This window comes from Pseudomonas ovata (assembly GCF_003131185.1).
Lineage (GTDB): Bacteria > Pseudomonadota > Gammaproteobacteria > Pseudomonadales > Pseudomonadaceae > Aquipseudomonas > Aquipseudomonas ovata.
Window position 1 is genome coordinate 1 of sequence record NZ_QFFU01000044.1, and the last position, 11,860, is coordinate 11,860.

Consider the following 11,860-nt stretch of genomic DNA (forward strand, 5'->3'; position numbering starts at 1 on the left):
ACGGCAGGTGCCTGCACCCCGACCTGGGCGCGACTGTGAACGATGGCCAGCGACATGGATTCTTCCTTGAAATGCATGAGCGGGCATCGTGCGGTATTTGCAAGGTGTGGGGGTGGGGGAATGGATACAGGGTGTGAATGAACGCGCAGGCGCCTGGGTGGCGTTGAACAGCATGCCGCTGGAAGTGTGTAAAAGCATGACGTATGACCAAGGGCGCGAGATGGCCAGACATGCCAAACTGACTCAGAAAACGGGTGTGGCGATTTACTTTTGCGATCCGCACAGCCCGTGGCAGCGCGGCAGTAACGAGAACATCAACGGTTTGATTCGCCAGTACTTGCCCAAAGGTACGGACTTGTCGAAGCACAGCCAGGAACAACTGGACGCCATTGCGTATCGACTGAATATTCGTCCTCCTAAGCGCTTCGATTTCAGATGTCCGATTGAAGTGATCAATGAGGTGATGGGTATGTATCATGCATCCCCGACTTCAATTCAATGACCATTTTCACTCAGTTCCTGTAACCGCCAAACTTATATCGCTAGAGTACTGATCGCACCTCGAAACCGATGATGAACGCACAAAGGAGAACGTATTTAATGCAGTTGCTAGCTGCCTAAATGTCAACTACTTATTGTCTGTAGGATTTCTTGAGCCGTTACTGATGTCAATGCCTCTCTTGCTGGATCTTGTTCCGACGAGTTGACCTGAATTAGCTAAGAAAGCTCTGGAATAGGCTTTTGAGATTGGGTAGCATAGGTAGATAAAAAATAAAACGTCGAGGCTTGGAAATGAGAAGCTTTCCACTACCACCATTAAATAGTCTTATCGCCTTCGAGTCTGCTGCGCGCAATTTAAGCTTCACGAAATCTTCAATAGAATTGAGTGTGACGCAAGGAGCGATAAGTAAGCAGATTAAGCTGCTAGAAGAATACCTTGGTAAAGAGCTTCTGCTGAGAAGCACTAAGAAAATGGAGTTGACGCCGACTGGCCTTGAATACTATGAAGTAGTGAGGAAGTCACTTTTAATCTTAGCTGATGGTACCGAGAAAATTCGTGGCGTACAAAGTGGCCAAGAATTGACAGTGGCTGCAACAACTGCAATGGCATCCCTTTGGTTGATGCCTAAAGTCTCCACGTTTCAGTCTTTAAATGAAGATATAGAACTCAGAATCGTCGCTTCGGACAACCTTAAAGAAACAGCTCAGTTTGACATAGTTTTGAATTATCTCCGGCACCCACCAAGTGGCTGTAAGGCGACAGCGTTATTTTATGAGGAGATTTTCCCTGTATGCACTCCGGAATACTTACGCAAGAATCCAGGGCTTACAACTCCTGAGGGGCTATCTAATTGCACTTGGCTTTACCTGGAAGAAATGCAGAAAGATTGGCTTGGGTGGGCAGAGTGGTTTGACGGGTTAGAAATACCTGCACCGATGCCCAAGCGCAAATTGAAAATAAACAGCTATTCAATGTTGCTCCAGTCCTGCCTTGATGGTCAGGGTGTCGCGCTAGGGTGGTCGTATCTAGTTGATGACTATCTACAAAGCGGGGCGCTTATAAAACCGATGAAAAACGTTCTGAGAACGGGATCAAAATTCTGGTTAATTGAGTCAGATAGCTATTCTCGCAATCAAAGGGGTGTTGACAAGTTTCGAAATTGGCTAATCGAAAAGATTCCGCATTTGTAATGAATAAGGCGCTCACGGGCGCCTTGTTCATTTTCTAATAAATGATAGGCGGTCTCGATTCGACGACTAACATGATGCACCCATGTTGCGCATAAAGCTGATGCTCGGAGTCCCGTCGATAGACAACACAATCCCCGGCTTCATATACCACACCTGTCGAGTCCTGAACGGTCCCTACCAAAAGCATGATCAGCTCAACATCAGTGTGGCGATGCAAAACTGACCTACAATCGCTGTCCATCTTCATCCAATAGCTGCACCAAGAATCATTGCTCTCTAGCATGAAATACGTGATGCCTGATAGAAGTTTGCCATTGATGATCAGGTCGGTCCACACCGCTTTACTGAGTATGAACTGCTGAGACTCCTTAGTTATTTTCATGATCTCGATATTCCCAAAGCTGGTCAGCATTCCTTTGTGCTGCGCGCAAGTTTTTTGATGGTTAACTTGCAGTCATGAGTAATCGCTTTTTCCAATGTGAGGGCGGTTTTCCACCACCCTCAGATTGAATTAACTTAGTGTTGCGGCCTCTTGCAGGCTTAGGGATCGAGTTTCAGGAGCCATTATCCAACTTACCACTAATCCTAAAGCGGTGATGGCAGCGGCGGCGTACATGGTGTTGGCAATGCCGTATTCAACCAAAGCAATAGGTACGGCATAAGTTCCAGCTGCAGCCCCGATACGCGAGATAGATGTGCCTAAGCCCATTGCTTGCGCTCTGATTTCAGTAGGGAACAATTCATTGGGGTATACCATCGTTAGAACTTGGGCTCCGCCGATGAACAATGCGTAGGCGCCGAACAGGGCCAAGACAATAGATGGAGAAGCATCGTGAAAGAGTCCCAATCCAAAAAGCGCTATGCCTGAGAACAGAAAGCTACTAATCAGTAGATTGCGACGACCGAGCGTGTTGATCACGCGGGTCGCTAGCATGCAGCCGACTACAAACAGTGCAGTGATTGTCACAGAGCCAATAGAGGCCCAGTCATCTTTAATATTTAGCGCTTGGAGAACCTTTGGCGCAAATGCATAGACTGCAAAGATTGGAACAATACAGCATGTCCAGAAGATCGATACGAACAGCATGCGGCGACCGTAGCCGGCACGGATCAGGCTCCAGAATGAAATTTTGAGCTGACGCGGCTCCTCTGGCAATTGAGCCAAGGTGAATTCGTTCCCATATACATTTTTTATAACCTGCTCAGCTTCGTGATGCCGACCTTTGCTAATGAGCCATCGAGCAGACTCAGGTGTGCCAATACGTAACAGGAGAAGCGCGATACTGAACACAGCGGCACTAGCAAGTACCATACGCCATGCATCCTGGCCGCCGGTGCGCAGAATAAGCTCACCCACAACATACGCCGCTGCAGCTCCAACAAACCAGACAATGACGAACCATCCCAGCTTGGGCCCGCGTTCTTTTCTCGGAAGAAATTCAACCAACATCGATGTTGATACGGGGTATTCGATTCCGACAGCTATTCCGATAATCAAGCGGAGAAGAAATAAAGTTTGCGCATCCTGTACCCAGTACTGCGCCAAAGAAGCGAGAGTGAAAAGTATAGGGCCAACATAATAGATCGAACGTCGGCCAAACTGATTCGTCAGCCAGCCGCCAAATAGACCACCAAAGAAAATTCCCATCAGGGCGGACGCGGCAATCATACCTTCCCAGAAGCTATCGAATCCCAGTGCGGCAGAGGTTGGTATCAACGCAATGCCTATGATGCTGAGAACGTATCCGTCAACAAAAGAGCCGCCTGCTGATCGCCAGGTCAGCAGCCGATGAAATCGACTCCAGGGCAGGTCTTCGATATTACGTACTTGATTATTCATTTTTTATCCTGATACGGCTGAGTTTTTATTATTGGTCGTTAGATAATAAAGGCTTCTTATCACGACCGTAATCAGATAGATAACGATTGGCAATTTTTTTGCTGACGGCCTTAGGCTGGTTATTAAATTGCTACATTTTTATAACTCAATAGAACTCACATAGGTGATGTGATCGGAAATTATCAAAATTCAGTTGCAATTAATTTACAGCTGAGCATTTTGGCAGCGCGTTCATCATGACGATGCAAGCAGTCTATCTCTTTCTGAGTTATGAGTGATCATGTTAGTCGTGTGTGAGGTCTGTAACAAGGAATGAGTTCTTGAAGATAATTTCTTCATGACTCGTGTTGTTGATAAAGTCTTAACTGGTTTAGCCAGGGCAGGTTTCGCCTCAGCCGAGCAGAGATGGCGTTTCAAAAGCATTCGCAGTTCTCCGTTCATTTTTTTCGTGTTTGGAGAGGTGGGACGATGTGAGCATGCAGATTCTAAGCCTCCTAGACAACGGAGTAATGCTCATGAATTTATGAGTTTAAGTAATAAGTCGAGCGTGAAGTCCAACCTTAAAAAATGCGGCTTTCTATTTATTACCAGTAGGAATAATTAGTAGAGGATAATTCGTTTGTCTGAGCTGTAGGGGGGTCTTTAAATGTTGGCATCTACCGTCAAAGCCGTTGGAGAAAATAATAATGACAGTCAAAAACCTGATCCCTGTTCAAGAACTCACTGATGTATTGAATCCTATCGAGCACGCGCACGGCTTGACCAATGAGTTCTATACAGAACAGAAATTCTTTGAATTGGAGCGCGACGAGCTGATGGGCAAGGGATGGACTTGCATCGGCTTTGCGAGCGACTTGGCGCAAAAGTCCTATGTGAAACCTGTGGACTTCATGGGCTTGCCCCTGCTGATGATGCGTAACCGTGAAGGGGAATTGAAAGTTTTCCACAACGTTTGCAGTCATCGAGGAGTGAAGCTGGTACAGGAAGCCGGGCCTATCCAAGGCGTCATCCGCTGCCCTTATCATTCGTGGACCTATGATCTCAATGGCGCTTTGAGGGGCACCCCACATGTAGGCGGTATCGATGTCCACAAAGACGATCGATTTAACTGCGAAAAGCATGGCTTGAAGCCTCTGCGCACTGCGATCTACATGGACATGGTTCTGGTGAATCTGTCAGGTGACGCTGCGCCGCTTGAGGAAAAACTCGCGCCCCTGACCCAGCGCTGGACTCAATTCCTAGGGGCAGATGGTATTTCACTCATGAGAAAAGAGGTCGATGGTGGATCAATGGCTCTTGAGGTGGAGTGCAATTGGAAACTTGCAGTTGAAAACTTCTGTGAGGCGTATCACTTGCCATGGGTTCATCCAAGTCTGAACACCTACTCCCGCTTGGAGGACCACTACAATATTCTCTTCGACCGACAGTTTGCGGGTCAGGGTAGCTACGCCTACAACCTGTCCGCCGTTGCTGGTACAACGCTGCCTGTCTTCCCCGCGTGGCCGACAGACCGGGTGAAAACTGCAGAGTACGTAGCCTTCTTCCCTAACACTCTGATCGGCATCCAGGCCGACCACGTCTTCGCAATGATGCTCCAGCCGGTCTCCCCAAGCCGCACAATTGAACATCTGCGCGTTTATTACATCGGCGACGAAGCGCTTAACGATCAGTACAAGGCCTCTCGTGACGCGATCATGGAATCGTGGAAGGTCGTGTTTGGTGAGGATATCGCATCGGTAGAAGGTATGCAGAAGGGGCGTAGCTCCCCTGGCTATAAAGGTGGCGTCTTCTCTCCTGAGATGGACCTACCAACGCACTTCTTTCATCGCTGGGCGGCAGAAACACTCCTCGAAAAAGCACAGGCATGAGTAGGGAGATGACGAACATGAATCAGAAACACTGGCTGAATTTCATTGATGGTAAATGGTGTGACAGCGAAGAAAGTTTCGACGTAGTAAACCCCGCAACCAATCTCGCCATTGGGACAATCGCAAAGGCATCAGTATCGGACGCTGCCAGTGCTTTAGCATCCGCACGTCGTTGTGCAGACGCCAGGCTGCTGTCGTCTGCGAGGCCTGCTGAGCGTGTCAAATGGATGAGCCTAATCGCTCAAGAGATTCGTGCGCTTACAGAGAAGGGGGCTCATATACTGTGCGCCGAGAACGGCAAGACTGTTGAGCAAGCCAGAGACGAGTTCATCGAGGCAGCCCGGTATTTCGAATACTACGGTGGCATGGCTGACAAGATCGAAGGCATATCGATTCCACTGGGTGACGGCTACATGGACTTCACCATGTACGACCCTATGGGAGTGTCTTTGCAAATCGTCCCATGGAATTTCCCGGTCTCTATCTGCGCTCGCGCCCTGGCGCCTGCACTGGCAGCAGGCAATGCCGTAATTGTGAAGTCTCCTGAGCTTTCGCCATTAGGAATGTGCGTTCTTTTCGAGGCCATCGAACGTGCAGGCATTCCGAACGGAGCGGTTAGCCTGCTGTGTGGAAGTGGTCGAGAAGTCGGGGCTTATCTAGCCGCTCGGCAGGAGGTAGATCAAATTGTGTTCACCGGATCTGTGCCCACCGGGCAGACCATCCTCAAGCTTGCTGCTGAGAACGCAACTCCATGTGTGATGGAGCTCGGGGGCAAGTCAGCTGCGATCGTTTTCCCGGATGCCGATCTTGACCAACTGATGACCAGCGTACGCGTGGGGATTTTTTTCAACGCGGGCCAGGTGTGTTCGGCCATGTCGCGTCTTATCGTCCATCGCTCCATTTATGAGGCCGTCGTTTCACGTGTCAAGGACTTGGCTCTGGGTCTGTCTGTCGGAAATGGTGCCGACGGGAATGACCTCACGCCAGTGATTTCTGTTAGGCAGCTACAGCAGATTCAGCAGATGTGTCAGCGCGCTCAAGAACAAGGTGCGGTACTTGTCACTGGTGGTGAAGCCTCCAGCAATAGCCAAGGAAATTTCTTTCTTCCGACCGTCTTCAGGGACGTGCAGCCTGACATCAGCATTGCTCAGGAAGAAGTGTTCGGTCCTGTACTGGTGATGATCCCGTTCGACGATGAACGGGAAGCCATTGAAGTCGCCAACAGCACTGATTTCGGCCTAGTGGCAGGTGTATTCACTCAGGACCTGAATAAGGCTATGCGCTGTGCACGATTGTTACGTTCTGGGCAGGTGTTCGTCAACGAATGGTACGCCGGTGGTATAGAAGTGCCTTTCGGTGGTGTGGGCTTATCTGGTTATGGGCGTGAGCGAGGTCAAGAGGCCATTTACAGTTACGTTCGTACCAAGAACGTGGCCATCAAGGTCGCAAGTGAGTAAAGCGCTATGAAAAAGTGGCTCTGCATTATCTGCGGCTGGATTTACGATGAAGCACTGGGGTGGCCAGACGACGGGATCGCTCCAGGCACACGTTGGGAAGATATTCCTGATGACTGGGTATGCCCAGAGTGCAAGGTAGGCAAGACTGACTTCGAGATGTTAGAAATCTCCGGTTCGGAAACGGAACCAGTGCCTCCACCTATTGCAACCCCAGCTCCTACTCCGGTACCTGCTCATGTTGTACAGGCTGTAACTCCATGCTTTGCTGTTCCGACCCCGGTTGCAGAGCCCATCGTAATTATTGGCAGTGGTCATGCCGGTTATGGTATTGCTCAAGCCCTACGAAAGAGCGATCCGAATGTTCAGATCTGCGTCCTGACAAGCGAATCTGGGCATCGATATTATAAGCCTACCCTATCGATTGCTTTGGCACAGGAAAAGGGAACAGCGCTCCTGATTGACGAAGCACCATTTCAAGTCGAATCGCGATTATCGATTCGGGTTTATCCACACTGTCTGGTTGAGCGGATCGATGCGAAACAGAAGCGGGTCCACACCAATTTTGGTGAGATAAGTTTCGGCAAGCTCGTTATTGCGAGTGGTGCCAGTCCTATTCGGATCCCTGTAGATGGCAGCGCTGAAGCGATGCTAAGCGTCAATACACTTGCTGATTACGAACGCTTCCGCCAAAAGCTGCCGGATACCAAGAGCATCGCCATTTTGGGTGAGGGCTTGATCGGTTGCGAATTTGCAAATGACCTGGCATCTGTTGGTTATCAGGTACATGTTATTGGCTTGGGTGCATGGCCAATGGGCCGCCTGCTGCCAGAGCAAGCAGGTGTTCATCTGCAGGAGAAGTTATCCGAGCTCGGCGTCAAGTGGAGTTTGGGAACGACCATCTCCAGTATCCGAAAACAAGAACACGGCTACGACATTCAGCTCACCAATGGCGAGGCTGTAGGTGCGGATTTTGTACTATCCGCTGTCGGATTGCTCCCGAATGTCGATTTTGTTCGAGCCAGCGGTATTGAATGCGGGCGCGGGATAAAAGTAGATGCCCATCTGCAGACCTCGGAAAAGGACATCTACGCCATTGGTGATTGCGTTGAGATCAATGGACAACTATTGCCATATCTCGCTCCCATAAATCAAGGGCTCAGCGCACTGGCGCGCACGCTCTTAGGCGAGCCTACTGTCGTGAATTACCCGCTTATGCCTATCACCGTGAAGACGCCGTCTGCGCCGTTATCTCTTCTTCCGTCACCCATCGGCAGCACAGGCGACTGGTATGTTGATTCGCTCCACGACGGCCTAGTGGCCAGTCACAAGGATCCTTCAGGTCATATCACTGGGTTTGTACTGCTGGGACGACAAGCGCAAAAGAGCAGGGCAGACATGCTCGAAAAATGCCATTCACTGCCAATCGTGGGATCACAATAAAATGAAAAATCGAGCTATCAACCTCCCCAACGACAACCACGACTGTGGCTGGTATGACATCCTCCCTGAGCCTACGCCTGCGAAGGTATTGAAAGGCGATCAGCGCGCTGAGTATGTGGTGATTGGCGCCGGTTTTGCAGGTCTTGCCGCAGCTCGTCGTTTGGCGGAATTGAAGCCTGAAGCCACAGTATTTCTGATCGACGCTCAACGCGTCGGCTTCGGCGCTTCAGGCCGTAACTCAGGATTCGTTATCGATCTGCCACATAAAATGGCTCTGGAGCATCCAGATCCGAACTTCAAGCAGGCGCTGCTGCGACTGAATCGTTCCGCGATCTCTAAGCTGGAAGGCTTGGTAAAAACCCACAACATTGATTGCCAGTGGTCTCATGCCGGCAAATATCAAGGTGCCGTGGGTGAGCGTGGAGTCGCATACCTTGAAAACTTCGTTTCGCTCATGCGCAATTTGGGCGAACCCTTTGAAATTGTAGAACGTGCCCGGCTGAAGGAAGTTTTGGGTACCACACACTACAGCCGTGCTGTTTTTACGCCTGGCTGCTACCTTATGCAGCCGGCAGCGCTGGTTCGCGGATTGGGCGATTCGCTGCCGAAGAACGTTCAACTGTTCGAAAACTCTCCTGTTACTGGCCTGCGTAAAGGCAGCAATGGCAGTTGGATTGTGGAGCTTGAAGGTGCCTCAGTACAGACCAAAAGCTTGCTGCTGACTACCAGTATTTTCACGCAAGAGTTTGGCTACCTCAAAAACCGTCTTCTGCCTGTGATGACATTCGCGAGCTGGACTCGTCCCCTCACCCAAGCGGAGATGAACGCGACTGGTATCACGGAAGATTGGGGTCTTACACCAGCGGATCACGCAGGTACTACTGTGCGCATGACGAAAGATCGTCGTCTCATTATTCGCAACTCTTATGAACATGTTCCAAAGTATGCGCAGAGTGTGGGTGATGATCTGAAGAACAAGATTCGCGAAAAACACCGCATATCAATGCTACGTCGTTATCCTCACCTCCAGGATGTGCCCTTTACTCATACTTGGGGCGGTTCCTATGCTATTTCCCGAAATTTTACTAATTTTTTCGGAAAGCTAGATGAGGGTGTGTATGCGTCAGCGTGTGACAATGGTGTTGGGGCTGCCTGGGGCACCATCGGTGGCACGCTGCTGGCTGATAGCGTAGTGGGTGCCGACTCGTCACTCCTGAAAGATATCCACCATGTTAGCGGAATGCCTTCCCTCAACCCTCCAGAGCCTTTCTTGGGATTAGGCGTTCGTAGTCGTATCCGCTGGGCTGCATGGACCAGCCGGAGCGAACTATGAAACCTAAAACCGGTAGGCCCCCTGTCTTTGTCGTTGATCACCGGGATCTAGTGTTCACTCATCGCGGTGGTCCACCGGGAAGTGCAGGTGTCGTGCGTGCACTGTCCGACGAGATCTCTCCAAACTTGGGTGTTGGATTTGGTAAGTGGGAGGGCGCAGAGGTCTCATGGACTGTGCTGTATGACGAAGTGATCTTCGTTTTCGAGGGATGTTTCACGCTGAAAGCGAATGGGGACACCTACGACGTACGTCCTGGTCAGCTCCTCTGGATCCCGGAAAATACAGTCCTTGAATACTCCGGCTATGCAACGTTCGGCTATGTTGTTTACCCAGGCGACTGGAAAAAAAGACATTCGCTTTAACCGAATGCACCCCCAGTAGTGGCTTGTGATCCGCATCAGTCTAACGCTTGAGCTTATACCTAGATGACGCGGGTCAGAGAGAGTATTAGTCAACCATTTACATTAGCCAACGATTGCAAGCTTAAATCATTGGTCAGGAGTGTTTATGAGCACTAGCGTATTCAAAAGTAAAGACGAAATCCGGGCGCTTTTTTCAGCAGCAATGTCTGAGATGTACAAGAGCGAAGTTCCTCAGTATGGAACACTTCTGGATCTTGTGGCACACATCAACGCCAGCACCATCGAGCGCGATACGCAGATTAAGAGTAACCTGATTCAAAGTGGCGATATAGAGCGCCTATCGATGGAGCGCCATGGTGCAATTCGTGTGGGCACACCCTATGAGCTTTCAACGCTTCGTCGTTTATTCGCCGTCATGGGGATGGAGCCAGTAGGCTATTACGACCTTGCACCTGTCGGCATTCCAGTACATGCCACCGCCTTCAGGGCTGTTGAAGAGACATCCCTCAACAAAAGCCCTTTTCGGGTCTTTACCTCTCTCTTGCGGCTGGAGCTAATTGCAGATGCGCAACTGCGGGCCGTTGCCCTTAGCGCTCTTCAGGCAAGGAGCATCTTCACACCAAAAGCAATCGAGCTGATACGATTGCATGAGACCTATGGTGGCCTGACTGCCGATCAGTCAGAGGTCTTTGTTGCAGAGTCACTGGAGACTTTCAGATGGCACAGCTTAGCGACTGTCAGCTATGACACTTTTAACAAACTGCAGCAACAACATCGCCTGATCGCTGATGTGGTTGCGTTCAAAGGCCCTCATATCAACCACCTGACACCTCGCACTCTTGATATCGATGCCGTTCAATCCGCAATGCCCTCCAAGGGCATTGTACCCAAAGCGGTAATTGAGGGACCTCCAAAGAGAAAGGTGGATATCTTACTGCGTCAGACTAGCTTCAAGGCTCTCAATGAACACATTGCTTTTCCTGGAGAGAACGGTAATGTCGATGGTCGACACTCAGCTCGCTTCGGTGAGATCGAGCAGCGAGGCGCAGCCTTGACTCTCAAAGGTCGTGAGCTCTACGACAGACTGTTGCTCGCGGCCAAGGCGGAGTTGGGAAGACCGCCCTCCGAAGCCAATGCCCTGCAATACGCCGAAATCATGCAACGGATTTTCTTAGCGTTCCCTGACGACCTCAAGGAGTTATACGATAACGGACTGATTTTTGTCAGGTATTACCCGGTGCTCGACCGCCTCACAAGCTATCAGAGTGCTGATCTAAAGGAATGGTCTCTGCAAGATCTGATTACCGAGGGTCTACTCAAATATAGTCCGGTGGTCTATGAGGATTTCCTTCCGGTCAGTGCAGCGGGCATTTTCCAGTCCAACCTAGGCGATGAAGCTTCGGAAACCGGTCTGTCTGGATCCTCTCGCTTTGACTTCGAATCTGCATTGGGTAGCAGGGTGCAGGATGAATTTCCTCTCTATGAAGAAATTCAGACCCGGTCGTTGAACGCATCTCTCAAGGCACTTGGAGCTGTTTAGCGTTTTTCTGTAGTGACCAAGTATTGGCGCACATTTCGTATGTGCGCTCTTTTTATCTGTGCATATGCTGAATCGGTCGCAGTAGGAAAGGCAGTTACCTGCCGCCCCCCGCACAGATCCGTACGTGCGGAATGAACGCATACGGCTCCCCCTGCACCGGCCGCAGCGCCCCGGACAACGCCAGTTCGCCCAGGCACTCGATGTCTTGCAGCGCGGCCAGCGGAATCTGTCCGTTGGCCCCCAGCAGGCCCAGCGCAATGGCCAGGTCGAAGCGCCCGCCGTCCTTGGGCAGGTCGGCCGGGGCCAGGTTGAGCGTGATGCGCCGGTC

8 protein-coding genes and 2 pseudogenes are annotated in these 11,860 nt (G+C 50.5%); 8 read left to right on the forward strand and 2 right to left on the reverse strand.

Annotated features, from left to right (window positions below; translation table 11 throughout):
* Window positions 1-148: 148 nt before the first annotated feature.
* Both DGA31_RS29170 and DGA31_RS29175 read left to right on the forward strand, forming a co-directional pair.
* Window positions 149-502 (forward strand): annotated as a pseudogene (locus tag DGA31_RS29170) (IS30 family transposase); the annotation flags it as partial.
* Window positions 503-792: 290 nt separating this feature from the next.
* On the forward strand, window positions 793-1,692 hold the full coding sequence (locus DGA31_RS29175; RefSeq protein WP_056841118.1) for a LysR substrate-binding domain-containing protein: 900 nt from the start codon (window positions 793-795) through the stop codon (window positions 1,690-1,692).
* A gap of 511 nt (window positions 1,693-2,203) precedes the next feature.
* Here the strand turns inward: DGA31_RS29175 and DGA31_RS29185 are convergent.
* Entirely contained in the window at window positions 2,204-3,532 is a 1,329-nt protein-coding gene (locus DGA31_RS29185; protein WP_056841116.1) for an MFS transporter, read from the reverse strand.
* 686 nt (window positions 3,533-4,218) lie between these two features.
* On the opposite strand from DGA31_RS29185, the gene DGA31_RS29190 reads away from it, so the two are divergent.
* From DGA31_RS29190 to hglS, 6 genes are all read left to right on the forward strand, one after another.
* The gene (locus DGA31_RS29190) at window positions 4,219-5,400 is read left to right on the forward strand and encodes an aromatic ring-hydroxylating oxygenase subunit alpha (protein ID WP_109514890.1); all 1,182 of its coding nucleotides are present in this window, start codon (window positions 4,219-4,221) and stop codon (window positions 5,398-5,400) included.
* Between the two features lie 8 nt (window positions 5,401-5,408).
* Window positions 5,409-6,857, forward strand: a complete 1,449-nt coding sequence (locus DGA31_RS29195) for an aldehyde dehydrogenase family protein (protein WP_056841114.1) — start codon at window positions 5,409-5,411, stop codon at window positions 6,855-6,857.
* A gap of 6 nt (window positions 6,858-6,863) precedes the next feature.
* Window positions 6,864-8,297, forward strand: a complete 1,434-nt coding sequence (locus DGA31_RS29200; protein WP_109514891.1) for an FAD-dependent oxidoreductase — start codon at window positions 6,864-6,866, stop codon at window positions 8,295-8,297.
* A 1-nt stretch (window position 8,298) separates the two neighbouring features.
* A complete protein-coding gene (locus DGA31_RS29205; RefSeq protein ID WP_109514892.1) occupies window positions 8,299-9,630 on the forward strand; it encodes an NAD(P)/FAD-dependent oxidoreductase in 1,332 nt (443 codons plus the stop codon).
* The gene (locus DGA31_RS29210; protein ID WP_241509676.1) at window positions 9,627-9,992 is read left to right on the forward strand and encodes an ethanolamine utilization protein EutQ; all 366 of its coding nucleotides are present in this window, start codon (window positions 9,627-9,629) and stop codon (window positions 9,990-9,992) included. Before DGA31_RS29205 ends, DGA31_RS29210 begins: the two co-directional genes overlap by 4 nt.
* 145 nt (window positions 9,993-10,137) lie before the next feature.
* Complete coding sequence (gene hglS, locus DGA31_RS29215) at window positions 10,138-11,532, forward strand: 2-oxoadipate dioxygenase/decarboxylase HglS (RefSeq protein ID WP_109514894.1); 1,395 nt, start codon at window positions 10,138-10,140, stop codon at window positions 11,530-11,532.
* A gap of 148 nt (window positions 11,533-11,680) precedes the next feature.
* Here the strand turns inward: hglS and DGA31_RS29220 are convergent.
* Window positions 11,681-11,860: pseudogene (locus tag DGA31_RS29220) on the reverse strand (magnesium chelatase domain-containing protein); the annotation flags it as partial.

What these genes read in the sequence shown, in the direction of transcription:
- DGA31_RS29175 (WP_056841118.1), top strand. Translation starts at nt 793, where the DNA reads ATGAGAAGCTTTCCACTACCACCATTAAATAGTCTTATCGCCTTCGAG.
- DGA31_RS29185 (WP_056841116.1), bottom strand. Translation starts at nt 3,532, where the DNA reads ATGAATAATCAAGTACGTAATATCGAAGACCTGCCCTGGAGTCGATTT.
- DGA31_RS29190 (WP_109514890.1), top strand. Translation starts at nt 4,219, where the DNA reads ATGACAGTCAAAAACCTGATCCCTGTTCAAGAACTCACTGATGTATTG.
- DGA31_RS29195 (WP_056841114.1), top strand. Translation starts at nt 5,409, where the DNA reads ATGACGAACATGAATCAGAAACACTGGCTGAATTTCATTGATGGTAAA.
- DGA31_RS29200 (WP_109514891.1), top strand. Translation starts at nt 6,864, where the DNA reads ATGAAAAAGTGGCTCTGCATTATCTGCGGCTGGATTTACGATGAAGCA.
- DGA31_RS29205 (WP_109514892.1), top strand. Translation starts at nt 8,299, where the DNA reads ATGAAAAATCGAGCTATCAACCTCCCCAACGACAACCACGACTGTGGC.
- DGA31_RS29210 (WP_241509676.1), top strand. Translation starts at nt 9,627, where the DNA reads ATGAAACCTAAAACCGGTAGGCCCCCTGTCTTTGTCGTTGATCACCGG.
- hglS (WP_109514894.1), top strand. Translation starts at nt 10,138, where the DNA reads ATGAGCACTAGCGTATTCAAAAGTAAAGACGAAATCCGGGCGCTTTTT.